The 24,034-nt window shown below is 75.8% G+C and carries 21 protein-coding genes; 11 read left to right on the forward strand and 10 right to left on the reverse strand.

The window, feature by feature from the left end:
* Positions 1-16 precede the first annotated feature (16 nt).
* Together ACIBR0_RS05050 and ACIBR0_RS05055 are read right to left on the reverse strand one after the other, a co-directional pair.
* Positions 17-1,099, reverse strand: a complete 1,083-nt coding sequence (locus ACIBR0_RS05050; protein ID WP_396712747.1) for a polyprenyl synthetase family protein — start codon at positions 1,097-1,099, stop codon at positions 17-19.
* A gap of 9 nt (positions 1,100-1,108) precedes the next feature.
* Positions 1,109-1,546 carry a helix-turn-helix domain-containing protein gene (locus tag ACIBR0_RS05055; RefSeq protein ID WP_396712748.1) on the reverse strand — a complete coding sequence of 146 codons (438 nt, stop codon included), beginning with the start codon at positions 1,544-1,546 and terminating at the stop codon, positions 1,109-1,111.
* A gap of 304 nt (positions 1,547-1,850) precedes the next feature.
* Here ACIBR0_RS05055 and metF point away from each other — a divergent pair, with 304 nt between their 5' ends.
* Entirely contained in the window at positions 1,851-2,768 is a 918-nt protein-coding gene (gene metF / locus ACIBR0_RS05060; RefSeq protein WP_396712749.1) for a methylenetetrahydrofolate reductase [NAD(P)H], read from the forward strand.
* Between the two features lie 44 nt (positions 2,769-2,812).
* Positions 2,813-3,502 (forward strand): CDP-alcohol phosphatidyltransferase family protein, encoded by a 690-nt coding sequence (locus ACIBR0_RS05065; protein WP_396712750.1) that lies wholly within the window; start codon positions 2,813-2,815, stop codon positions 3,500-3,502.
* A gap of 126 nt (positions 3,503-3,628) precedes the next feature.
* Here the strand turns inward: ACIBR0_RS05065 and ACIBR0_RS05070 are convergent, their stop codons facing one another.
* From ACIBR0_RS05070 to ACIBR0_RS05100, 7 genes are all read right to left on the reverse strand, one after another.
* On the reverse strand, positions 3,629-5,116 hold the full coding sequence (locus ACIBR0_RS05070; RefSeq protein ID WP_396712751.1) for a phytoene desaturase family protein: 1,488 nt from the start codon (positions 5,114-5,116) through the stop codon (positions 3,629-3,631).
* A gap of 9 nt (positions 5,117-5,125) precedes the next feature.
* On the reverse strand, positions 5,126-6,253 hold the full coding sequence (locus ACIBR0_RS05075) for a glycosyltransferase (protein ID WP_396712752.1): 1,128 nt from the start codon (positions 6,251-6,253) through the stop codon (positions 5,126-5,128).
* The gene (locus ACIBR0_RS05080) at positions 6,250-7,098 is read right to left on the reverse strand and encodes a carotenoid biosynthesis protein (protein ID WP_396712753.1); all 849 of its coding nucleotides are present in this window, start codon (positions 7,096-7,098) and stop codon (positions 6,250-6,252) included. Before ACIBR0_RS05080 ends, ACIBR0_RS05075 begins: the two co-directional genes overlap by 4 nt.
* Complete coding sequence (locus ACIBR0_RS05085) at positions 7,095-7,676, reverse strand: GNAT family N-acetyltransferase (protein ID WP_396712754.1); 582 nt, start codon at positions 7,674-7,676, stop codon at positions 7,095-7,097. The genes ACIBR0_RS05080 and ACIBR0_RS05085 overlap by 4 nt, the downstream gene beginning before the upstream one ends.
* On the reverse strand, positions 7,673-8,392 hold the full coding sequence (locus ACIBR0_RS05090; protein WP_396712755.1) for a monooxygenase: 720 nt from the start codon (positions 8,390-8,392) through the stop codon (positions 7,673-7,675). The genes ACIBR0_RS05085 and ACIBR0_RS05090 overlap by 4 nt, the downstream gene beginning before the upstream one ends.
* Positions 8,389-8,877 (reverse strand): YbaK/EbsC family protein, encoded by a 489-nt coding sequence (locus tag ACIBR0_RS05095; protein WP_396712756.1) that lies wholly within the window; start codon positions 8,875-8,877, stop codon positions 8,389-8,391. The genes ACIBR0_RS05090 and ACIBR0_RS05095 overlap by 4 nt, the downstream gene beginning before the upstream one ends.
* 64 nt (positions 8,878-8,941) lie before the next feature.
* A complete protein-coding gene (locus ACIBR0_RS05100; RefSeq protein ID WP_396712757.1) occupies positions 8,942-9,913 on the reverse strand; it encodes an EamA family transporter in 972 nt (323 codons plus the stop codon).
* Positions 9,914-10,390: 477 nt separating this feature from the next.
* Between ACIBR0_RS05100 and ACIBR0_RS05105 the strand changes: the two genes are divergently transcribed.
* From ACIBR0_RS05105 to ACIBR0_RS05145, 9 genes are all read left to right on the forward strand, one after another.
* Complete coding sequence (locus ACIBR0_RS05105) at positions 10,391-10,840, forward strand: SAV_6107 family HEPN domain-containing protein (RefSeq protein WP_357040493.1); 450 nt, start codon at positions 10,391-10,393, stop codon at positions 10,838-10,840.
* Between the two features lie 101 nt (positions 10,841-10,941).
* The gene (locus ACIBR0_RS05110) at positions 10,942-11,739 is read left to right on the forward strand and encodes a hypothetical protein (protein WP_396712758.1); all 798 of its coding nucleotides are present in this window, start codon (positions 10,942-10,944) and stop codon (positions 11,737-11,739) included.
* A complete protein-coding gene (locus ACIBR0_RS05115) occupies positions 11,736-13,436 on the forward strand; it encodes a DNA polymerase Y family protein (protein WP_396712759.1) in 1,701 nt (566 codons plus the stop codon). The genes ACIBR0_RS05110 and ACIBR0_RS05115 overlap by 4 nt, the downstream gene beginning before the upstream one ends.
* A gap of 21 nt (positions 13,437-13,457) precedes the next feature.
* Complete coding sequence (locus tag ACIBR0_RS05120; protein WP_396712760.1) at positions 13,458-16,820, forward strand: error-prone DNA polymerase; 3,363 nt, start codon at positions 13,458-13,460, stop codon at positions 16,818-16,820.
* A gap of 100 nt (positions 16,821-16,920) precedes the next feature.
* A complete protein-coding gene (locus ACIBR0_RS05125) occupies positions 16,921-17,097 on the forward strand; it encodes a hypothetical protein (RefSeq protein ID WP_357042787.1) in 177 nt (58 codons plus the stop codon).
* Between the two features lie 37 nt (positions 17,098-17,134).
* Complete coding sequence (locus tag ACIBR0_RS05130) at positions 17,135-17,902, forward strand: methyltransferase domain-containing protein (RefSeq protein ID WP_396712761.1); 768 nt, start codon at positions 17,135-17,137, stop codon at positions 17,900-17,902.
* Positions 17,899-19,059 (forward strand): alkaline phosphatase family protein, encoded by a 1,161-nt coding sequence (locus ACIBR0_RS05135; protein ID WP_396712762.1) that lies wholly within the window; start codon positions 17,899-17,901, stop codon positions 19,057-19,059. Before ACIBR0_RS05130 ends, ACIBR0_RS05135 begins: the two co-directional genes overlap by 4 nt.
* Positions 19,060-19,121: 62 nt before the next feature.
* Positions 19,122-20,381: a DNA polymerase IV gene (locus ACIBR0_RS05140; RefSeq protein ID WP_396712763.1), complete on the forward strand. Its 1,260-nt coding sequence runs from the start codon at positions 19,122-19,124 to the stop codon at positions 20,379-20,381.
* 116 nt (positions 20,382-20,497) lie between these two features.
* The gene (locus tag ACIBR0_RS05145) at positions 20,498-20,893 is read left to right on the forward strand and encodes a DUF3040 domain-containing protein (RefSeq protein ID WP_396712764.1); all 396 of its coding nucleotides are present in this window, start codon (positions 20,498-20,500) and stop codon (positions 20,891-20,893) included.
* 654 nt (positions 20,894-21,547) lie between these two features.
* Here the strand turns inward: ACIBR0_RS05145 and ACIBR0_RS05150 are convergent.
* Positions 21,548-24,025, reverse strand: coding sequence for a DUF3488 and DUF4129 domain-containing transglutaminase family protein (locus ACIBR0_RS05150; RefSeq protein ID WP_396712765.1), 2,478 nt, complete (start codon positions 24,023-24,025; stop codon positions 21,548-21,550).
* Positions 24,026-24,034 lie beyond the last annotated feature (9 nt).

Below are 24,034 nucleotides of genomic sequence, written 5' to 3' on the forward strand. Positions count from 1 at the left end.
CGCGGCGGCGGGGCGGTCAGGCGGGGCGGTGGGTGGCGGCGATGGCCAGGTCGACCAGGGCCTGACGGGCCTCGGTGTCCAGGTCGACGGTGGTCAGCGCGGCCAGCGCGCCCTCCGTCAGCGTGGCGATACGGTGTTCGGCGCGGGCCAGCGCGCCGGTGTCGGTGATCAGCTCGCGGAGCCGGGCGACGCCCGCCTCGTCGAGCGCGGGGTCACCGAGGCCGCCGAGCAGCAGCTCCCGGCCCGACTGGTCGGTGGCCTCCAGCGCCGCCGCCACGAGGTAGGTGCGCTTGCCCTCCCGCAGGTCGTCACCGGCCGGCTTGCCGGTCTGCGCCGGGTCGCCGAACACGCCCAGCACGTCGTCGCGGAGCTGGAACGCCTCACCCAGCGGCAACCCGTACGACGAGTAAGCGGACCGCACCTCCGCGGGAGCGTCGGCCAGCGCGGCGCCGAGCAGCAGCGGCCGCTCGACCGTGTACTTCGCCGACTTGTACCGGGCCACCTTCCCGGCCCGCTCCAGCGAGGTGTCGCCGGTGGCCTGGGTCAGCACGTCGAGGTACTGCCCGACGGTCACCTCGGTGCGCATCTCGTCGAAGACCGGCCGCGCGCGGGCCACCGTCGCGGGCTCCAGCCCGGCGGAGTGCAGCAGCTCGTCGGACCAGACCAGGCAGAGGTCGCCCAGCAGGATCGCGGCGGCGTCGCCGAAGCCGTTCGCGTCACCGCCCCAGCCGGCCGCGCGGTGCCGGGCGGCGAACCGCCGGTGCACCGCCGGCTCGCCCCGACGGGTGTCCGAGCGGTCCATGAGGTCGTCGTGGATCAGGGCGCTGGCCTGCACGAACTCCAGCGCCGCCAGGGCGGCGACCACCTGGTCGGTGTCGACCCCGCCGGCTCCCCGGAACCCCCAGTAGGCGAAGGCCGGCCGGAGTCGCTTGCCACCGCCGAGGACGAACGCCTCGATCGCCTCGGCCACCGGCGCCAGGGCGTCGTCGACCCCGGCCATCCAGGTGCGCTGGGTCGCCAGGAACTCGGACAGGGACTTGTCGATCCGTTGACGCAGCCCGGCGCGGTCGACGGGGGAGACAGGAGCAGCGTGGGTCACCCCACGACGCTAGCCGGTCGTGACGGTCCCCGGCGTATCGCCGGGGGCGCGACGCGCCGCCCGGTCGGTGGGGCCCCGGCGACCGCCCGGACGGCCCGGCCCCGACGGCGTCCGGGGCAGGTACGGACCGGCCGTCGCCACGGCCGCCCGGAAGCGCCGGGCGGACCGCTCGTCGGCGTACCCGCCCATCCGGCGGGTGCGGACCGCCGCCTCCACCAGCACGTCGAGCGGGACGGCCAGCACGACGGCGAGCCAGCCCAGCCAGAAACCGCCGGGGACGCGCAGGTGCCGCTCCCAGCGGGAGACCTCGTGCCGGCTGAGCGTCGGCACGCCGGAGACGGCGCAGAGCTCGGCGGCGGTTCTGCTCTGGCTCCACCCCCGGGCCAGCCGGAGGTGGGCCAGCAGTGGTCCGAGCAGCGGCGGGTCGGGCGGCGGCGGTGGCGTCATCGGGTCTCCGGTGCGGGCGTCGGCGGATGGTGGCGCGTCACCCCGAGCGGGTCGGCACGCCACCGGTCGGATGGCTGACCCCCGCGCGTGCCCCCGGCCGACCCGGCCCTCCGGCCGGCCGCCCCGCGCTGCCACCATGACTATCGCGGCGGTACGACGCTTTCCGCCCTCCGAGCGCCCCACCTGCGCGTACGCCCCCACCGGTGACCGGGTCCGGTGGGGGACGCCGTGCCGGCGTCCCACACCGTGCGCACCGGCGGGCAAGGCGGTGGGTGCGCAGGGCACCGCCCGCTAGAGTCGTGACGTGGCGCTCGGTCTTCCCTCGGTCCTCCCCAATCCGCAGCCGGCGATCGGGGAGCTGATCCGTGACCACCAGCCGACCTTCTCCTTCGAGTTCTTCCCGCCGAAGACGGCGGAGGGTGAGCGCCTGCTCTGGCAGGCGATCCGCGAGCTGGAGTCGCTGCGCCCGTCGTTCGTGTCGATCACCTACGGTGCCGGCGGGTCGACCCGGGACACCACGGTCGCGCTCACCGAGCGGATCGCCACCGAGACCACCCTGCTGCCGATGGCGCACCTGACCGCGGTCAACCATTCGGTCGCCGAGCTGCGCCACGTCGTCGGCCGGCTCGCCGGGGCCGGCGTGCGGAACGTGCTGGCCGTGCGGGGCGACCCGCCGGGCGACCCGACCGGCGAGTGGGTGCCGCACCCCGACGGCGTGCTCTACGCCGAGGACCTGGTCCGGCTGGTGCGCGACTCCGGCGACTTCAGCGTCGGCGTCGCCGCCTTCCCCTACAAGCACCCGCGCTCGCCCGACATCGCCGCCGACACCGCCTACTTCGTGCGCAAGTGCCGGGCGGGCGCGGAGTTCGCGATCACGCAGATGTTCTTCGACGCGGACGACTACCTGCGGCTGCGGGACCGGGTCGCCGCCGCCGGCTGCGACAAGCCGATCCTGCCCGGCGTGATGCCGGTGACCCAGATCGGCACGATCGCCCGCTCGGAGCAGCTCTCCGGGGCGCCCTTCCCGCGCCCGCTCGCCGAGCGGTTCGAGCGGGTCGCCGACGACCCGGAAGCCGTGCGCCGGCTCGGCATTGAGCAGGCCAGCGAGATGTGCGCGCGGCTGCTCGACGAAGGCGTGCCCGGGATCCACTTCATCACCCTCAACCGGTCCACCGCCACCCGGGAGGTCTGGCAGAACCTCCAGGCCGGCGCGCGGGTGTGAACCGGGATGCCGCGACACCTGATGCCCGCTGCGACGGTTGATCCGTGGTGGGCACACAGCTGAACTGGGACCAGTACGCCACGGCCTGGGCGCGGCTGCACGGAGGCTTCGACCCGCGGGCGGCGGCCCCGGTCGTCCGTGCCTGGCTGCGCCTCGCCTACCACATCGGTTTCGTGCTCGGCCGCCTGAAGGTCGGGCCGACCCCGGTCACCGTGGTCGGCGTGCTGCTCTGCGCCTGCGTGCCGCTGTTCGCCGTACGCCCGCAGGACGGGCCGTTCCTGGGTGCGCTGTTCGTGCTGCTCGCCTCGGTGGCGGACAGCGTCGACGGGGCGGTGGCGGTGGCCACCGGGCGTACCACCCGGCTCGGCTACGTCTACGACTCGCTGGCCGACCGGTTGGGCGAGATCGCCTGGCTGGTCGCGTTCTGGCTGATCGGGGCGCCCGGCGCGCTGGTCGTCACCGCCGGCGCGCTGTCCTGGCTGCACGAGTACGTGCGGGCCCGGGCGATCTCCGCCGGGATGCGGGAGATCGGCGCGGTGACCGTGGGGGAGCGTCCCACCCGGGTCTCGGTGGCCCTGGTCGGGCTGCTGCTCGCCGGCCTGACCGGGCTGATCGAGCCGGACCTGGCCGCCGGCACCATCACCATGGCGACGGCCGTCTGGGTGCTCCTGGCCGGCTTCGGCCTCGGGCAACTGCTCTCCACCGTCCGGCGCGCCCTCGTCGACGCCGGCTGAAACCGCCGTCGCCCCAACCGCTGAGCCGCCGTCCGCCCCAGCCGCCGGCGGCTGCCCACGGTGTTAACCGGGGGCCCTTCCTCTACCGCAGGCGTTAAGCGGGGGCCCTTCCTTACACCCGAACGCCTACCAGGCGGGGCCGATCTCGTCGGCGACGATCTGGGCGGACAGGGTGACCATCGGCAGGCCGCCGCCCGGGTGGCTGGAGCCGCCGACGAGCCAGAGCCCGTGCGCCGGCCCCCGGTTGGCGGGGCGCAGCAGCCCCCCGGCGGTGCCGTAGATCGACCCGCCGGGCGCGCCGGTCGCCGCGTCCAGGTCCGCCGGGGTGCGGATCTCCCGGAACACCAGCCGGTCGCGGACGTCCGTGCCGCGCTCGGCCAGCACGTCCAGGATCCGGTCCGCGTACGCCTCGGCGAGCCCCGGACGTCGCCAGTCGACGGCCCCGGTGGCGGTGCCGTGGCGGGCGGCGTTGACCAGCACGAACCACGCCTCGTGTCCGGCCGGCCGGACCATCGGGTCGTCGGCGACGGTGACGAAGACCGTCGGGTCCGCCGCCGGGCGGGCCCGGACACCGTGCCCCGGCCGGCCGAAGACCGCGTCGAACTCGGCGTCGTAGTCGCGGGGGAAGAAGACGTTGTGGTGGGCCAGGCCCGACTCGCCGGACACGCCGAGCAGCAGCACGAAGCCTGCGAGGCTGCGGTCGGTCAGCCCGGTCAGGCGGCGCGGGGAGGGCAGCAGGTCCCGGTAGACCGTCAGCGCGTCCACGTTGGCCACCACCACGTCGGCGGGGACCGGCGCGGCGACCCCCGCCAGGCGTACGCCGTGCACCCGCCCGCCGGCGGCGTCGATCCGGGTGACCGTGGCACCGGTCTGCACGACGACGCCGAGGTCCAGGCAGCGGGTCAGCAGCGCGTCGGCGAGGGTGCCCAGCCCGCCGCGCAGGTACCAGCCGCCGAACGCCAACTCGGCGTAGGGGACGGCGACCAGGGCGGCCGGGGCGCGGCGCGGGTCGGCGCCGGTGTACGTGGCGTACCGGTCCAGCAGCATCCGCAGCCGCGGGTCGGACAGGTGGCTGCGGCCCAGACCGCGCAGGGTGCGGCCGGGCCCGATGGCCGCGAGGTCGCCCAGCCGCCAGGCCAGCGCGGCCAGGTCCCGGGGCGAGTCGATGGCGCGGCGCAGGATGTCGCGGTGCGACGCGGCCCAGACCCGCTCGGCGCGGCGCCACAGCCGTCGCCAGTCGGCCGCGGACCGGTCGCCGAACGCCGCGCCGATCCGGGCGGTGAACTCCGCCGGATCGGCGCACGAGTCGAGCGTGGGCCCGCCGTCGGGGAACACGTGCCGCACGATCGTGTCCAGCGGGACCAGGTCGAGGTACTCGTCGAGCTTCGCGCCGGTCGCCTCGAACAGGTCGTGGAAGACGTCGGGAAGGGTGAGCAGGCTCGGCCCGGTGTCGAAGTGGAACATCCCGGCCGGGGTTTCGTGTGAGTACCGCCCGAGCTTGCCACCGACCGTGTCGGCCCGCTCGAAGACGGTGACCTCGTGTCCGGTGGCGGCCAGCCGGGCGGCGGTGGCCAGCCCACCCACCCCGGCGCCGACGACCACGATCCGCGCCATGTCGCCCTCCTAGGTGACCGGGCGGCCACGCCAGGACAGGCGGCGCCGCTTCCGCAGATGGTACGACCGCAGGGTCAACCAACCGAGGACCACGACCGACACGGGGTGTGCCAGCGCGTCGGGCCACCACCGCCCGCCGGTCGCCCGCGCGCTGACGACCCGACCGGCCACCCCGACCAGGTACGCGGCCAGCCCCGCCGCGGCCACCGCGGGCGCGCCGGCCAGCAGTGCCACCAGCGCGACCAGCGGGGGAGCGGTGTAGAGCAGAAGCAGCAGCGCCACCACGGCCGCCGCCGCGCCCGGGTGCCCGAACGAGGCCCACAGCGACTTCGAGTAGCCGTCGCGTAGTTGCGGCCAGTCGGCGTACATCCGGCAGGACGCCAGCCGGGAGCCGTCGGCGAGGGCGATCCAGCCGCCGGCCCGCTTGACCGCCCGGGCCAGCTCGACGTCCTCCAGCACGCTGGCGGCCACCACGGCGTGCCCGCCGGCGGCGGCGTACCCGGCCCGGTCGAGGACGAGGAACTGCCCGCCGGCGGCCGCCAGGGACGGCCGCGGCGAGCGCTCCATCGCCCGCAGCGGCAGGAAGGTCAGCCACAACCACTGCAGCAACGGCTGCACGAGCCGGTCGGCCGCCGTCGCCACCACGATCCGGGGGTACGGCGACAGCAGCGTCACCCGTGCGGCGCGCAGCTCGGTGACGGCCGCCGCCACCGCGTACGGGTGCAGGACCACGTCGGCGTCGACGAAGACCAGCGCGGTGGCCGCCGGGTCGGTTCGGGTGGCGAGCTGCCAGCAGGCGTGCGGCTTGCCCAGCCAGCCCGGCGGCGGGGCGACCCCGGTCAGCAGGGTGACCCGGGGGTCGTCGCCGACGACCGCGCGGACCACGTCGGCGGTGCCGTCGGTGGACCCGTCGTCGAGCACCACGATCCGCAGGGCCGGCACGCCCCGCTGGGCCAGCAGCGCCTCCAGGCACGGGGTGACCCGCGCGGCCTCGTCGCGCAGCGGCAGCAGCACCGCCACCGGTTCGGTCACCTCGGCCGGCCGGTCGGTGAGGCGGCGCAGCCAGCGACCGGCGTTGACCAGGGTGTGCCCGGTCAGCACGGCGACGCCGAACAACAACGTGAGTACGACGGTCATGCCGGGACGTCGACCCGGGTGGGCCGGGGCCGGCTGTCCCGGTCACCGCGCCGGGCCCGGTACAGGCTCACCGCGAGCGGCACGGCGGTCACCGACATGCCCACCGCGCCCCACAGCGCCGAGGCGGGCAGGGCGAGGAAGACCGCGTGGGCGAGCACGCTGGAGAAGTAGGTCCACAGGTAGAGCGCGGCCATCGGGTCGTCCCGGGAGTCGGTGACCGCCACGGCCGCCCCGGCGAGGGGACGCAGCGCGCTCATCATCAGCACCGCGAACAGGAGCCACCCGAGGTAGTTGCTGACCGGGATGCCGGGCAGGCCGGGCAGCGCCGGGGTGGCGTCCCGCCAGACCCAGTAGCCCTCGGCGACCATCTGCGGGTCGAGGAAGAGGTCCCAGGTGGCCAGTCCGAGGGTGGCCAGCGCGATCCGCCGCAGCGTACGGCCGGCGCCGATCCCGTCCGCGCCGGTGGCCCGGTCGACGCCTCCGGTCAGGCGGACGGCCGCCAGCCAGGCCGGCCAGGCCATCCAGGTCCACGCGAGCGGGATGATCAGCGGTACTCCGGCGAGCTTCGGCCCGAGCTGGCCGGAGTAGTCGTAGCTGCCGAACGGGAAACCGGTGGCCACGCCCAGCGCCTCGATGGCGAACCCGCCACCGGTGGCCACCGCGACCAGCGCCGCCGCCGTACGCGGGCCGCGGGTGAGCAGCGCGTGGCCCACCGACAGCAGGTAGCCCAGCGCGACCGTGGCCACGGTGAGCCGGGCCCGGGTGGTGCCGGTGGTCAGCGGGTAGCAGATCTGCACCAGCACCAGCACGGCCAGCAGCGCCCAGGAGAACCGCCGTGCGGTCACGGTGCGCCCGGTCCCGGTCCCGGTCCGGGTGCGGCGGGCGCGGGCAGCGGAAGGTTCCGGCCGAGCACGCCGAACGGGCGCTCGTCCCCGGGGAAGTGGAAGTCGCGCAGGATGTCGACGAAGCCGAACCGCCGGTACAGCCGCCAGGCCCGGGAGCGCTGCTCGTCGGCTTCCGGCGTGGACAGCAGCGTGGTGGCGCCCTCGGCCATGGTCAGCAGGGCCCGCAGCTGCCCCGCGCCCAGGCCGTGCCCCTGCGCCGGTGGCCGGACGTGCAGCTCCACCACCTCGAAGCAGTACGTCAGCCAGCGCTGGCGGGCCGTCGGGTCCAGGGCCCGCCACACCTGGTCGTGCCACCACTGGCCGGGTGCGCCGAGGTAGCCGTAGCCGAAGCCGGCCAGGTGCCCCTCGCTGGTCAGGCTGGCCACTGCGCGGAAACCGGGGCGGCGGACGTGGGTGGCGATGTAGCCGCGCCGGGCGTCCAGCAGGTCGGTGCGGTATCCCATCGCCTCGCCGTAGACGGCCACCACGTCGTCCAGCCGCCGGACGAGGTCGTCCGGCGTCCACCGCACCAGCCTCATGCTGTGCCTCTCTCGTCCGTGACCCACCCCAGCACCGCCCGGTCACCGACCACGTCGCGCACCTCGAACCGCGCGAAGAGTTCCTCCGCGTACCACCCTTCCGTGGGGGTCCGCGTGATCGCGGCGCGGTGCTCCGGGTGACGGTACGCGAACGCCACCAGGTCCGTCTGGTCGCGCCACACGCTCACCGTGCCCTGCCAGCCCAGCGGCGCCTCGCCGACGCCGAAGCGGGCCAGCAGGCCGGGCGCGGCGTGCAGCGCGGCGGCCACCGGCGGGATCGCCCGCCAGAAGGTGGCCGCGCGGGCGGGTCGCAGCCGGGCGCGGGTCAGCGCCAGCACCGGCCCGCTGGGCCGGCCGCCGGGCGGGTCACCGAACGGCCGCCGGCCGGACCACTCGCCCCGGCTGCTCAGCGGGCGCAGGTCGACCCGGACGGAGGCGCGGGCGATCCGGGCCCAGGCCCGCCCGACCGGGGAGTCGTCGAAGCCGGCCGCCGCGGCGGGGGAGTCCCACACGGTCAGCGCCGCCCAGCGGGTCAGGTCGGCGTCGTTCGGCCCGAAGCCGGTGCCGGTCCCGGTGCCGAGCAGCTTGCCGAACCGGACGCCGTCGGAGGCGCGCAGCCGGCGCGGGTCGAGCGCCATCCGGGTCAGCGCGCGGGGCAGCGCGGCCCGTGACGTACGCCAGACGTGCAGTGTGACCAGCTCGGGAACGGTGTTCACGCCACCTCGGTGGGGGTGCCGGCGGTGACCCGCAGCAGCTCGGAGTACGTGGTGGGGAAGACCGCCCGCGGTACGCCCCCGGCCGCCCAGATCTCGTCGTACGCCTCCAGGGCCGTGTCCACCAGCGTGCGCAACGGCGCGGGGTGGCCGACCGGCGCGACCCCGCCGATCACCTGCCCGGTGTGCTCCTTGACGAAGGACGGGCTGGCCCGGCGCAGCCGGGTGACCCCGAGGGACGCGGCCAGCTCGGGGGTGTCCACCCGGTGTGCCCCGGAGGTGAGCACCAGCAGCGGCGCACCGTCGGCCTCGAAGATCAGCGAGTTGGCGATCTGTCCGACCTCGACGCCGAGTGCCTCGGCGGCGGCCGCGGCGGTGTGGACCGCCTCGGGCAGCAGGCGGACCTCGGTGGGCGCGCCGGCGCCGTCGCGGGCGCCGGCGCCGTCGAGCGCCTCCTGCACCGCCCGCACGTTCGGGTGTGGCTGCATACCGCCATTCTTCCCGGTACGCCCCGGCGACGTTCAGCCGGCCGCCCCCACACCGTCCACCGTGCTAGCGGGGGACGGTGAGGGTGTCCGGGGCGGGCGCGGCGGTGGGCGTCGGGGAGGGGGCTACGCGGGCGGTTTCGGCCAGGGCGACGCCGACCAGCACCAGCAGGCCGCCGCTGAGCTGGGCGGTGTTGAGCGCCTCGCCGGCACCGATGACCGTCCACGCCACCGCCGCGGCGAGGACCGGCTCCACCATGCCGACGATCCCCACGCTGGTCGCCGGGAGGTGCCGCATCGCCCCGGCCACCAGCAGGTACGGCACGATCGAGCCGAGCACCACCACGTACGCGCAGAGCAGCGCCACCGGGGCCCCGCGGTCGGTGTCGGCGGCCAGCGGCTCCCAGCCGCCGCTGCCCGCGACGACCGCGCGGGTGAGCAGGCCGGCAACGGCCGAGGCGCCGAACGCCCAGGCGCACAGGGAGAGCGTGTCCCGCCGGGCGACCCCGCGCGCGCCGAGCACGTAGTAGACGGCCAGGAGGGCCGCGGCGCCGAGACCGGCCAGCACACCGATGCCGTCCAGCTTCAGCTCGCCCCAGACCTCGGCCACGCAGCCGAGGCCGACCAGGCTCAGCGCCAGGCCGGCCCAGAGGCGCGGGCGGACCCGGTGGCGCTGGCCGAACCGGGCCCAGAGGGCCACCATCAGCGGCGCGGTGTACTCGAACAGCAGCCCGATCCCGACCGGCAGGCGGGAGATGGCCACGAAGTAGAGCATCGGTACGCCGAAGAAGCCGGTCAGGCCGTACCCGGCCAGCAGCGGCAGTTCACGGCGGGTGACCCGGAGCCGCCGGGCCCCGGGCGGCACCAGCAGGCACAGCGCCAGCAGTCCGACGAGGGCCCCGACCGCCCGCAGCAGGGTGAGCTGCTGAGGGTCCAGGCCGGCCCGGAGCACCAGCTTGGAGACCGTGCCGTTGACGGCGAACAGCGCACCCGAACCGAGCACCATGGCCACGCCGAGGACGGGGCGCGGGGTGGTCACCAGCGGAGGCTACCCACCGGACGGTGAGGGCCGACGCGCCGGGCACTCGTTACCCCCGGCGCGGTGTGCCGTACGCCGGCCGGACCGGGCGCGTCGTGCGTTGCTTTTTTGTCGGAGGGAGGGTGTACTGTCAGCAGCAGTTAGAACGAGTGTTCGATTGCCTCGTACGCCCGTTCCAACCAGCCCGGGATGGTGTTTCGCGGCGCCGGCCCGGGCGGTGCGGCTCCGCGGGCCGCACCCAGGGTTCCGGACAGTCGCGAGTCCGGCACCCGTCAGGCAGGAGCGTCGCCCGCCGCCCACGACCCCCGGGCGGCGGGCGACGAACCCGCCGGTACGCCGTCCGGGTGTGGTGTGGGGAAGCATCCACACCCGGCCGGCCCCCCCGGTGCGTCTTCCTCCGCACCACTCGACCCGGCGTCCCGCCGACGGGCAGTTCCGTCGCGGGGCAGCGACCCGGCCACGTGGAGGAGACAGTCCATGCCGACGAACCCCGCTCAGGCACCGACGGTGCCCGCGCACGTGCTGCCGCACCGCACTCCGGCGCAGCTTCTCGCGGTCGCCCGGCACGGGTTGGCCGAGGCCGCCCAGACCCGTCCCGACGGCCTGCGGTACGCCGCCGCGCACCTGGCCGCGCTCCGCGCCGCCGCGGCCCTGCTCGCCGCCCGCGCCCGTCCCGCACCCACCCGGCGCAACCGGGTCACCAGCGTCTGGGTCCTGCTCTCCGGTGTCGCTCCCGAGCTCGACGAGTGGGCCCGGTTCTTCGCCCTCGGGGCCGGCAAGCGGGCCGCCGCCGAGGCCGGCATCCCGCGTGTGGTGACCGCCCGGGAGGCCGACGACCTGCTGCGGGCCGCCGAGGAGTTCGTCACGGTGGTGGAGACCGCGCTCGGCGTGGTCCACCAACCGGCGCTCGACGGTCTCGCCGCCTGACCTCTGCGGCACCGTCTCCCCGGGCCCGACCCCGGGAGACGGTGCCGGCGTGGTTTTGAGTTGTCACCCAGCACGTACCAGCACGACGGGGGGTAGGTCCGATGGCGGGCCGCATGGTGGTCGGTTCCGCCGCACTGGCCGGTCTGGTGCGCCCGGCGAGCGCACCGGATCCGGCGGGCGGCCACCGTGTGCTGCCGGTGGCCCCCGAGCTGACCGGGCTGCTTCCCAACCGAGGGTTGCGTCGTGGCAGCACGGTCGCGGTCGCCGCCGAGCAGCCCCGGCGCAGCGGCGGCACCTCGCTGATGCTGGCCCTGCTCGCCGAGGCGTCCCGCGCCGGCTCGTGGTGCGCCGTGGTGGGGGTGCCGACCTTCGGGGCGGGTGCCGCGGCCGAGCTCGGCATCGCCCTGGACCGGCTCGCCCTCGTACCCCACCCGGGCCCGGAGTGGGCCACCGTGGTCGCCGCGCTGATCGACGGGGTGGACGTGGTGGTCACCGCCGTGCCGGCGGCGGTCTCCGCCCCGGTGGCCAACCGGCTCGCCGCCCGGGCCCGGCAGCGGGGCAGCGTGCTCGTCCCGTACGGGCGCTGGGACGGCGCCGACGTGACCCTCCAGGTGGTCCGGGGGGCGTGGGAGGGACTGGGTCCGGGCCGGGGCCGGCTGCGGCGCCGCGAGGTGACCGTCTCGGCGCGCGGACGCGGGGCGGCCGCCCGACCCCGGGAGATCACGTTCTGGCTGCCCGGCGACGGGCTCACCCGGGTCATCCCCCGGTCCGCCCCCGCCACCCCGGTCACCTCGGTCACCGGTCGGTCGGCCGCCGGCCGGCTCCGCGCCGTGCCGCCGGCCGCCGTCACCGGCCCGTCCCGGCGGGGGGACACCCTCACCCTGGTGGGTCCGGCGTGACCGGCCGGCCGGACGGTCCGGTCCGGACGGTGCTGCTCTGGTGCCCGGACTGGCCGGTGATCGCCGCCGAGATCGTCGACGGGGTGCCCGCCACCGGCCCGGTCGCGGTGCTGCACGCCAACCGGGTGGTCGCCTGCTCCGAGCGGGCCCGCGCCGAGGGGGTGCGTCGTGGCCTGCGCCGACGGGAGGCGCAGGGCCGCTGCCCGCAGCTCACCGTCGTCGACCACGATCCGGGGCGGGACGCCCGGGCGTTCGAGCCCGTGGTCGCCGCCGTGGAGGAGCTGGTCGCGGGCGTCGAGGTGGTACGCCCCGGCGCCTGCGCGGTGCCCGCCCGAGGGCCGAGCCGCTACCTCGGGGGCGAGGAGGCGGCCGCCGAGCGGATCGTGGAGCACGTCGCCCAGACCTGCGCGGTGGAGAGCCAGATCGGCATCGCCGACGGGGTCTTCGCCGCCGGGCTGGCCGCCCGCGGCGGGCGGATCGTCCCACCGGGGACGACACCGGAGTTCCTCACCGAGCTGCCGGTCGAGGCGCTCGGCCGGCCGGACCTGGCCGACCTGCTGCGCCGGCTCGGTGTGCGTACCCTCGGCGACTTCGCGGCGCTGCCCGCCGGGGACGTGCTGGCCCGGTTCGGCTTCGACGGCGCGCTGGCCCACCGGCTGGCGGCGGGGCGGGACCACCGCCCGCTCGCCGTCCGGCGCCCGCCGGTCGACCTGACCGTCACCGCGGAGCACGACGAACCGCTCGACCGGGTCGACGCGGCGGCGTTCGCCGCCCGCGCACTGGCCGAGCAGCTGCACGACCGGCTCGCCGGGCACGGGTTGGCCTGCACCCGGCTGGGCATCGAGGCCGTCACCGCGCACGGCCAGGAACTGCACCGGGTCTGGCGGCACGACGGTCTGCTCACCGCCGCGGCCATCGCGGACCGGGTGCGCTGGCAGCTCGACGGCTGGCTCTCCGGCGGCAACGCCCGGTCCGGGGCCCGCCCGAGCCGCCCCACCTCGGGGATCATCCGGCTCCGGCTGGTCCCCGACGGCGTGATCGCCCAGGCCGGCCTCCAGTCCGGGCTGTGGGGCGAGACCGGCGAGGAGCGGGAGCGGGCGCACCGGGCGTTGAGCCGGGTGCAGGGCATCCTGGGCCCCGAGGCGGTGCTGACCGCGGTCCTCGGCGGCGGGCGGTCTCCGGCCGACCAGGTGCGCCTGGTCCCCTGGGGGGACGAGCGGCTCCCGGCCCGCCCCGGCCCGCCGGCCCTCCCGCGCTCCACGGACCCGGAATCCCCGGACCCGCCGTCTCCGGCGGTCCCGGCCCCGTCGTCCCCGCCTCCGGCACGGCCGGGGAGGACGGCGGCGCGGCGTACGGTGCGGTCGGCCGAGCCACCCTGGCCGGGGCGTCTCCCGCCACCGTCGCCGGCCGTGGTGCTGCCCGACCCGCTCCCCGCCGCCGTGCACGACGCCGCCGGCGAGCCGGTCGTGGTCAGCGCGCGTCTACTGACCAGTGCCGCACCGGCCCGGCTCACCGTCGGGACGGCCCGCCCGGTCGAGATCGTCGGGTGGGCCGGCCCCTGGCCGGTCGACGAGCGCTGGTGGGCGCCGGCCGAGGCGCGGCGCCGGGCCCGGTTCCAGGTGTGTCTCGCCGACGGCTCCGCCCTGCTGCTCGCGGTCGAGGCCGGCCACTGGCTGGTGGAGGCGGTCTATGACTGAGCGTCCGCCCGGGGCGGCCCGATGAGCTTCCACAACCCGAAGCAGCCCTGGTCGGAGCTGGAGCGGGTGCTGTCCGGCCGGGGCCGGGGCACGCCCCACCACGAGCGGCACCTGCACGTGGTGGACCCCCTCGCCGTGGACGCCGACGGGGGTGACTCACCGGCCTGGACCCGCAGGCGCCAGCAGTACGAGGCGCCGGATCTTCCCCGCCCGGACGGCGCGGTGCCGTACGCGGAACTGCACGCCCACACCAACTTCAGCTTCCTCGACGGGGCCAGCCACCCCGAGGAGCTGGCCGAGGAGGCCGCCCGGCTGGGCCTCACCGCGCTCGCCGTCACCGACCACGACGGCTTCTACGGGGTGGTGCGCTTCGCCGAGGCGGCCCGTGAGCTGCACCTGCCGACGATCTTCGGCGCCGAGTTGTCCCTCGGGCTGCCCGGCCCGCAGAACGGCGAGCCCGACCCGCTCGGCGCGCACCTGCTGGTGCTCGCCCACGGCCACGAGGGGTACGCCCGGCTCGCGTCCGTCATCTCCCGGGCCCAGTTGCGCGGCGGGGAGAAGGGCCGCCCGGTCTACGGGGAGCTGGAGGAGGTGGCCGCCGAGCTGCGCGACCACGTCCTGGTGCTGACCGGCTGCCGCAAGGGGCACGTGCCGGGGGCGCTGCTCACCGAGGGGGTCGACGCCGCGGCCCGGGAGCTGGACCGGCTGACCGCGCTGTTCGGCGCGGAGACGGTGGCGGTGGAGCTGACCGACCACGGACACCCGGTCGACGCGGACCGCAACGACGCCCTGGCCGAGCTGGCCGCCACCGCCGGGCTGCCCACGGTGGCCACGAACAACGTGCACTACGCGACCCCGGGCCGGCGGCGGCTGGCCACCACGGTCGCCGCCGTACGGGCCCGGCGCAGCCTGGACGAGATCGACGGGTGGCTGCCCGCCGCCGCCACCGCCCACCTGCGCAGCGGCGCCGAGATGGCGGCCCGGTTCGCCGCGTACCCGGGTGCGGTGGCCCGGGCCGCCGAGTTCGGCGCGGAACTGGCCTTCGACCTCCAACTGGTCGCGCCGACGCTGCCGGCGTACCCGGTGCCGCCGGGGCACACCGAGATGAGCTGGCTGCGGCACCTGACGGAGCAGGGGGCGCGGGAGCGGTACGGCCCGCGCGAGGCGCACCCGCGGGCGTACGCGCAGCTGGACCACGAGCTGCGGATGATCTCCGATCTCGGCTTTCCCGGCTACTTCCTGGTGGTCTACGACATCGTCGCGTTCTGCCGCGCGCAGGACATCTACTGCCAGGGGCGGGGCTCGGCGGCGAACTCGGCGGTCTGCTACGCGCTGCGGATCACCAACGTGGACGCGGTCCGGCACCGGCTGCTCTTCGAGCGGTTCCTCGCCCCGGAACGGGACGGCCCGCCGGACATCGACGTGGACATCGAGTCCGACCGGCGGGAGGAGGTGATCCAGCACGTGTACGCCCGGTACGGCCGGGAGCACACCGCCCAGGTCGCCAACGTCATCTCGTACCGGCCCCGGTCGGCGGTGCGGGACGTGGCGAAGGCGTTCGGTTTCTCGCCGGGCCAGCAGGACGCGTGGAGCAAGCAGATCGACCGGTGGGGTTCGGTGGCGTCGGTGGACGTGGAGGACATCCCCGAGCAGGTCGTCGCGTACGCCAACGAGCTGCAGACGTTCCCCCGGCACCTGGGCATCCACTCCGGCGGCATGGTGATCTGCGACCGGCCGGTGATCGAGGTCTGCCCGGTGGAGTGGGGGCGGATGCCCGGCCGCAGCGTGCTCCAGTGGGACAAGGACGACTGCGCCGCCGTCGGGCTGGTCAAGTTCGACCTGCTCGGCCTCGGCATGCTCTCGGCGCTGCACTACGGCTACGACATGATCGGGATGAGCCTGGACCTGGGTGACATGACCCTGGACGATCCCGAGGTCTACGACATGCTCTGCCGGGCCGACTCGGTGGGGGTGTTCCAGGTGGAGAGCCGCGCCCAGATGGCCACCCTGCCCCGGCTGAAGCCGCGCGAGTTCTACGACCTGGTGGTCGAGGTGGCGCTGATCCGGCCCGGCCCGATCCAGGGCGGCTCGGTGCACCCGTTCATCCGGCGCAAGAACGGCCAGGAGCCGGTGGAGTACGCGCACCCGCTGATGCGCAACGCGCTGGAGAAGACGCTCGGGGTGCCGCTGTTCCAGGAGCAGCTGATGCAGCTGGCGATCGACCTGGCCGGGTTCGACGCGGCCGAGGCGGACCAGCTGCGCCGGGCGATGGGCGCCAAGCGGTCCGCCGAGCGGATGGCCCGGATCGCCGAGCGGCTCTACGCCGGGATGGCCGAGCGGGGCATCACCGGTGAGCTGGCCGACGACGTCTACCGGAAGCTGTCGGCGTTCGCCAGTTACGGCTTTCCGGAGAGCCACGCGATGAGCTTCGCGTACCTGGTCTACGCCAGCTCCTGGCTCAAGCGTTACCACCCGGCGCCGTTCCTGGCCGCCCTGCTCAACGCCCAGCCGATGGGCTTCTACGCGCCGCAGACCCTGGTCGACGACGCCCGCCGGCACGGGGTGGAGGTCCGCCGGCCGGACATCAACGCCAGTGGCGCGAAGGCCGTCCTGGAGTCGACCCCGCGGACCCGGTGGGGGAGCGTGCCGGGGGAGCCGCCGCACGCCTGGGGGCTGGGTGGTCCGGCCGTACGCCTGGGGTTGTCCGGCGTGCGGACCCTCGGCGACGAGGTGGCCGAGCGGATCGAGGCCGAACGGACGGCGCACGGGGCGTACCGGGACATGCCGGACCTGGCCCGGCGGGTGGGTCTGACGGCCGCCCAGCTGGAGGCGCTGGCCACCGCGGACGCCTTCGCCTGCTTCGGACTGTCCCGGCGGCAGGCGCTGTGGGCCGCCGGCGCGGCGGCCCAGGACCGGCCGGGTCGGCTCCCCGGGACGGTGACCGGCGCGACCGCGCCGGTGCTGCCCGGCCTGGAGGCGGTGGACCGGCTGGTCGCCGACGTGTGGGCGACCGGGTTGTCGCCGGAGAGCCACCCGGCCCGGTTCATCCGGCCGCAGCTGGACGCCCTGGGCGCGGTCCCGATCGCCCGGCTCGGCCGGGTGGAGCCGGGCCGGCGGATCCAGGTCGGCGGGATCGTCACGCACCGGCAGCGCCCGGCGACCGCCGGCGGCGTCACCTTCCTGAACCTGGAGGACGAGACCGGGATGCTCAACGTCACCTGCTCACCGGGCCTGTGGCAGCGGTACCGGCGGGTGGCCCGCACCAGCGCCGCGCTGGTGGTGAGGGGCCTGTTGCAGCGCCACGAGGGAGTGATCAATCTCACCGCCGACCGGCTGGAGGCGATCGAGCCGCCGGTCAGCCCCGCCTCGCGCGACTTCCGGTGAGAGCCGGAGTGATCCACATTACGGTTTTCCGTCCCGCCCAGCGGGAGACTTGCAGCCCGCACGGGCAGAGTCGCCCGCGCGCACGAGGGGGAACGAACCGATGACCGGTAATCACGCGTACCGCGGCGGGGTGGCCAACTCCCGCCGGACCCGACTCGGCGCCGGCTGGGTGCCGGGCCACCACACCGAGCCTCGGGAGTACGAGGTCACCGAGGGCCCGGTCGCCAACGCCCTGCGCTCCCGCGCCGAGGAGAACGGCGCCGAGGGCGAGGCCTGACCGCCCGGCGGGCGGGGCACCGGCGGGTCTGGACCAGGTGACTAGGCTCGTCGGGGTGGAGCAGACCCGAGGCCGCCTCGCCGGGCCGCCGCTGACCCCCCGTACCGCCGTGATCTGGTCGGTGCTGCGCGCCGAACTGGACCGCCGTGGGGACACCCCGTTGACCGTGCTCGACGTGGGTGGCGGCACCGGCGGCTTCGCCGTACCGCTGGCCCACGCCGGGCACCGCGTCACCGTGGTCGACGCCAGTCCCGACGCGCTCGCCGCACTGACCCGACGGGCCGCCGAGGCCGGGGTCGCGGACCGCGTACGCGCCGTGCAGGGCGACGGCGACGCGCTCGCCGGGCTGGTTGAGCCGGCCAGCGCCGACCTGGTCCTCTGCCACTCCGTCCTGGAGGTCGTCGACGACCCGGCGCCGGTGGTGGCCGCCCTCGCCGCCGCGCTGCGCCCGGGTGGGGCCGCCAGCGTGCTCGTCGCCGGTCGGGCCGCCGCCGTGCTCGGCAGGGCGATGAACGGTCACCTGGACGTCGCCGCGGCGCTGGCCGACGACCCCGCCGGCACCGCCGGACCGCGGGACACCGCGCGTCGGCGGTACGACGCCGAGAGCGCCGCCGCGCTGCTGACCTCCGGTGGGCTCGCGGTCGAGGAGATCCACGGCGTACGTGTCCTCGCCGACCTGCTGCCCGCCGCCGTCGCCGACGGCCAGCCGACCGCGCTGATCGAGTTGGAGCGGGCACTCGCCGCGCGGGCCCCCTGGCGGGACCTCGCCGCCCAGCTGCACCTGTTCGCCCGCCGGCCGGCATGAGCGGTCCCCCCGGGTCGCTGGAGATCGTCGCGCCCCGCTACGGCGAGGCGAGTCTCGCCGACGTCCTGCCGGCCGCGCTCGCGGTGCTCGGGGTGCCCGGAGCCGCCGACACGCTCGGCCTGCGCACCACCCTCGACGGGGTACGCCGCGTCGCGGTCCTGCTGGTCGACGGCCTCGGCTGGCACCAGATCCCGACCGCCGCCCCGTACGCCCCGACCCTGGCCGCGTTGGCCGCGACCGCCGGCCGCCCGCTCACCTCCCCCTTCCCCTCCACCACGCCGACGAGCCTGGTGACGCTCGGCACGGGCACCGCGCCCGGCGCGCACGGGGTGCTCGGGTTCACCCTGCGGATCCCCGGGACCGACCGGGTCCTCAATCACGTGGAGTGGGCGGCCGACCCCGAGCCGACGCGCTGGCAGCCGGTCCCCACCCAGTTGCAGCGGGCGCAGGCGGCGGGAGTCGCGGTGACCGTGGTGAGCCGGCCCGAGTTCGGCGGCAGCGGGCTGACCGTGGCCGCCAACCGGGGCGGCGACTACCGGGGCGCGACCGGCGTCGACGCGCTGGCCGGGCAGATGCTCACGGCGCTCGCCGCCGGCTCCGGACCCACCCTGGTCTCCGGCTACCACCCCGACCTGGACCGGCACGGCCACCTCACCGGAGTCGACTCGGTGCCCTGGCGGACCGCCGCCGCGGACGTGGACCGGCTGCTCGCCCGACTGGTCGACGGGCTGCCGCCGGACGCGGCGTTGCTCGTCACCGCCGACCACGGCCAGCTCGACATCCCGGCCGGACACCGCGTCGACCTGGACACCGATCCCCGGCTGCGCGCCGGGGTGGCGGTGGTCGCCGGCGAGCCCCGGGTCCGCTACCTGCACGTCCAGCCGGGCGCCCGCGACGACGTCGTCGCCAACTGGTCGACGGTGCTCGGTGACACGGCCCGGGTGCGGACCCGGGAGGAGATGGTCGCCGACGGATGGTTCGGCCCGGTGCCCGAGGAGCACCTAGCCCGCATCGGCGACGTGGTCGTGGTCAGCAACGGCACCCACGCCGTCCTCGCCAGCCGGTCCGAACCGCCGATGGCGTCGCGTCTGGTGGCGTACCACGGTGCCGACACCGCGGCGGAGATGACCATCCCCCTGCTGGTCGTCCGGGGCTGACCGGCCGGCGCCCGCCGCGCTCCGCCCGCGGTGTCGTCGGACCCGGGGGCTAGCCTGCGGTCATGGGTCGCAGTCAGTCGTTGCCGAGGGGCGGCGATCCGCGTTTCGGGCCGGACGCCGACGACACCGACTGCACCGTGCTGCACGTCGACATGGACGCCTTCTTCGCCTCCGTCGAGGTGCGTGCCCGGCCGGAGCTGCGCGGCCGGGCCGTCGTGGTCGGCGGCATCGGGCCGCGCGGCGTGGTCAGCTCCGCCAGCTACGAGGCCCGACGGTACGGCGTCCGCAGCGCCATGCCGACCATGCGCGCCCGGGCGCTCTGCCCGCACGCGGTCTTCCTGCCGCCGGACTTTCCGGCCTACTCGGCCGCGTCCCGGGCGGTCATGCAGATCTTCCGCGACGTCACCCCGCTGGTCGAGCCGCTCTCCCTGGACGAGGCGTTCCTCGACGTGGCCGGTGCGCGACGGCTGTTCGGGCCACCGGCCACCATCGCCCGGCGGATCCGGGAACGGGTCGCGGGGGAGGAGGGGCTGACCTGCTCGGTCGGTGTGGCACCGAGCAAGTTCGTCGCCAAGCTCGGCTCCACCCGGGCCAAGCCCGACGGCCTGCTGGTGATCCCGGCAGATCAGGTGCTCGACTTCCTGCACCCGCTACCGGTGTCGGCGCTGTGGGGGGTGGGGGAGCGGTCCGCCGAGACGCTGCGCCGCCTCGGCCTGACCACCATCGTTGACCTGGCCGAGGCGCCCTACGGCATGCTGCGCAAGGCCCTCGGCGAGGCGTCCGCCCGGCACCTGCACGAGCTGGCCTGGGGCCGTGACCCGCGCCGGGTGAGCCCCGAGCACGTGGAGAAGTCGATCGGCGCCGAGGTGACCTTCGACAACGACGTCGCCGACCCGGTCGAGATCCGCCGCGCTCTGCTCGCCCTCTCCGAGAAGGTCGGGGTCCGGCTGCGCCGGGCGGGCCAGGTGGGGCGTACGGTGTCGTTGAAGGTCCGGATGGCCGACTTCCGCACCGTCAACCGGTCCCGCACCCTCGGCGTGCCGACGGATGTGGCACGGGAGCTGTTCGACACGACCTGGGCCCTCTACACCGCACTCGACCCCGGTGAGCGGATCCGGCTGGTCGGCGTACGCGCCGAGGGGCTCGCGCCGGTCCAGGACACCCCTCGACAGCTCACCCTCGGCGCGCCCGAGCGCGGATGGCGCGAAGCGGAAGCTGCCGCGGACGCCGCTGCTGCCCGTTTCGGGCGGTCCGTCATAGGTCCGGCCAGTCTGCTCGCTGCCCGCGACCGCCAACAAAAGGAAAATCCACCCCGGCCATAGGTCGTCCCGCTTTCCGACGCGCGAGGGCCCTCGTAGACTTGCGGGTAAGCAGCCGGATGGCTGCCACGGTCTGTCGGCCCGCCCGGGCCCGACCAACATGACCGGGGAGGAGTGCCGTGCCGCTCTCGGAGCACGAGCAGCGGCTGTTCGAGCAGATCGAGCGGTCGCTTGCCGAGGACCCCAAATTCGCCTCGGCCGTGCGCGCCAGTGACCCGCGTTTTCTGACGCGGCGTCGCCTGCTCGTGGCCGCCGTCGTGGTCGTCGTTGGCCTCGCCCTGTTGGTGTACGGCGCGGTGATCGCCACTCCGCCGCTGGCAGTGGCGGGGTTCGTCGTCATGCTGGGCGCGCTGGGCTACGGGGTGCAGTCGCACCGTCGGGCGCAGTCGCCCGACCTGCACGTGGTGGGTGGCACGACGAGTCGTCGCCGTCCCCGCGGTCGAACCGGTCGCCGCCCTTCGATCCTGGATCGCATGGAGGACCGGTGGCGGCAGCGCCCGGAGGGGCACCGCTGACCACGGTCCGCCGCTGAGGCGGTAACCCGACCCGGCCCGGCGCCTGTCCGGTCGCCGGGCTGACCGGCGACGTTCGGCGTTCCCGTGCGCCCCGGCGCCCGATTCGCGTCCTGCTGATCCCGCCGGCCCCGCCCGCCGGCCCCGCCGGCCCCGCCCGCCGGCCCCGCCCGCCGGCCCCGCCGGCCCCGCCCGCCGGCCCCGCCGGCCCCGCCCGCCGGCCCCGCCGGCCCCGCCCGCTGGCCCCGCCGGCCCGCCCGCTGGCCCCTTGGGCCCCCGCCGGCCGGCCCTTGGGCCCCGCCTGCGGCCTGGGGCCGCCTCGTTCTCGAGAGATCTTGGAAGATCCGGGCCCCTCGGGGGGCCACTTTCTTCCAAGATCTTGCTGATGCTCGGAGGCCGGATGATCCCGTCGTGGCTACCCCGCGCGTCTGGACATCGAGGGATGACCCGGTGCGGTGGGCCTGGCGAGGTGCAGGCCGCGGCGGCGTGATGTCTGCGTGACATGAATATGTCTGAGTGACATCAGCCGAACGGCATCGAGCTGTCCGGCGCCCGGCCCGGCCGGAAGACAGAGCTGCCGGGTCGGAAGACATCCCGGCCCGGCAGCGGATGAGCGCCGCGGTCAGTGAGCGCCCTGGTGGGTGGGTGGGTTGGTCGTCAGCGGGCCAGGCGGCCGGCGAGCAGGCGGCGCGGGCTCCACCGGACCATGCGGTAGCGGGCCCGGCCGTACCCGGTCACGAGACGGGAGGACGTGTCGGCCGTGGCGGTCCGCCAGCGCAGCAGCACCGACGGAGGCAGCACAGTGGCCAGGATCCGGGTGCGGCGGTCGGCGGTGGCCGCGAGCGCACCGCGTACCTGGCGCAGGGCCGGGCGCAGGTCCTCACCGCTGAGCGGGTCCCGGGCGTAGCTCGCCCGCTCCTCGGCCCGACCGAGCAGCCGCGCCGCGGTGGCGGCGTCGGAGTGCTCCCGCAACCCCTCCCGGGCGAGCCGGTCGGCGGTGGCCCGCGGCGTCTCCGTCCGGTCGATCCGGACCCGGAAGTCCACCAGGGTGTCCAGCAACTCGTCCCAGGCCGCGTGCGCGTCGGCCCGCGCCCGGTCGGCGTCGGCCAGGACCACCATCCGCCGCCCGTCGGTGGCCCCGTCCACGGCGGGCGTGGTCGCCGCCGCCGCGGTGGCGGCCGGCGCCACCCGACCGCTGCGTCGTCGACGCAGGGCGAGCCGGCGCAGTGCCGGGAGGGCGAGCAGGGCGAGCAGGGCCAGCGCGCCGGCCACCCACCACGGCCACACCGGCGCCTCGCCGGACGGCGTCGCCGAGTCCAGCGGAAGCCCGGAGGCCGGGTCCTCCTGCCCTGGTTGGCGGCGGTCGGCGCTCGCCGTGGCCTCCGGCCCGGTCGGGGCCGCCGTCGCGCCGGCGTCCGGCGTGGTCTCCTCCGGGGCGTCGGTGTCGGGCGCCCAGGCCGACCGGGTCGAGCCGCTGACGCCGTACGCCGGGGTGGCGTCGAACGGCACCCAGCCGAACCCGTCGAAGTAGACCTCGGTCCACGCGTGCAGGTTCCGGTTGGTCAGCGTGTAGGTGCCGTCGCCGGAGTTCGCGCCGTTGGCGAAGCCGAACGCCACGCGGGCCGGGATGCCGGCCGCCCGGACCAGCCACGCCATCGCTGCCGAGTACTGCTGGCAGAAGCCCACCTTGTTGGTGAGGAAGTTGACGATGTCCTGGTCGCTGGTGCCGCCCTCGGTGCTCAGCTTGTAGCTGAAGCCGTTCTCCGAGGAGAAGTAGTCGTAGATCGCCCGCACCTTGTCGTACTCGGTGCCCTTGCCCTCCACCAGTCCCCGGACCAGCGCCTCGACCTCCGGCACCGGCGGCGTCCGGGTCTGTTGCTCCGTCCGGAGGGGGTGGTCGGCCGGCAGCGGCGTCGCCTGTCGGAGCGCCGACGGGGTGTACGTGGTGCGCACGTACTCGAACTCGTAGCGCTTGCCGCGGGCGTTCTCCCGGTTGGAGAAGACGACCTGGAGGTTGTCGTCGTAGTACCAGTTGCCGTTGAGGTCCTCGATCCGCACCGCCTCGGTGTAGACCGGCAGGAACGGCATGTTGAGGTTCTTCGTCGCCTCGACCGTGGCCCGGTAGCGGGTGCGCTCCACCCCGGCCCGGTCAGGCTCGTCTGGACCCGGCAGGTCCCGGTTGGCCGGGCTGCCGCTGGGATTGCGCACCCGGAAGCCGTCCGCCCCGAGCCGGTCGGCGGCGCCGAACCGCAGGTAGAACGGCTGCGACTCGTTGGTCGTGACCTTGAGGTAGTCGACGACGTCGCGCTGGTTCAACTGCCCGCTGAGAGCGGCGAACAGGTCGACCCGCCCCGGGGCGCCACCCTGACCGGGGCGGCCGGTGCCGTCGCCGGTGCCCGAGCCCATCGTGTCCAGCAGACCACCGGTCATGCCCGGCACGGCCAGGGGCACGGCCACGGCGAGCGCCACCCCGACGGCGGCCAGTCGCCGCCCGGCCGAGGCGAGCGGCGAGGCCTCCCACACGTCCACGCCCCGGCCGTCCCCGGTGAACCGGCGGCCGAAGCGACGGACCCGGTCGACGTTGTCGGTGACCAGCAGCCACAGGTAGCCGGCGGCGCCGATGACGAACGGCACCGGCGGGACGCTGTCCACGTAGACGGCCACCGGAACCGAGTAGACGGCCAGCATCGGCAGGCCGGCCAGAGCGGGTCGGCGCAGGCCGACGGCCAGCAGGTCGACCAGCACGGCCACGCCGCCGATGCCGAGCACGGTGACGAACAGCAGCGGGTCGGTGTCGGGGACCTTCACGCCGTACGAGCGCATGTCCTCCAGCGAGGCGCTCAGCAGGTCCGCGAAGTGCCCGAAGGTGCCCGGCGTGGGCACGACGGCGAGCAGTTCGTTGCCGCTGGGGAACAGCCAGGTCAGCGCGATGGTGAGGCCGGCCAGCATGCCGAGCACCTGACCCCACGTCGGGATCCGGCCGAGTCGGGTGAGGGCCGCCACGGCGGCGACCACGGCGACCGCGATGGTCGACTGGATCAGCCAGGTCCAGCGCTCGAAGATGGCCGACAGCGGCGCCGCGGCGAGCAGCGTCGCGGCGGCGGCCACCAGGCCCAGGTTCCGGTGGGCGATCATGAGGGGACC

Origin of the sequence: Micromonospora sp. NPDC049497 (assembly GCF_044465805.1) — a bacterium.
GTDB lineage: Bacteria > Actinomycetota > Actinomycetes > Mycobacteriales > Micromonosporaceae > Micromonospora.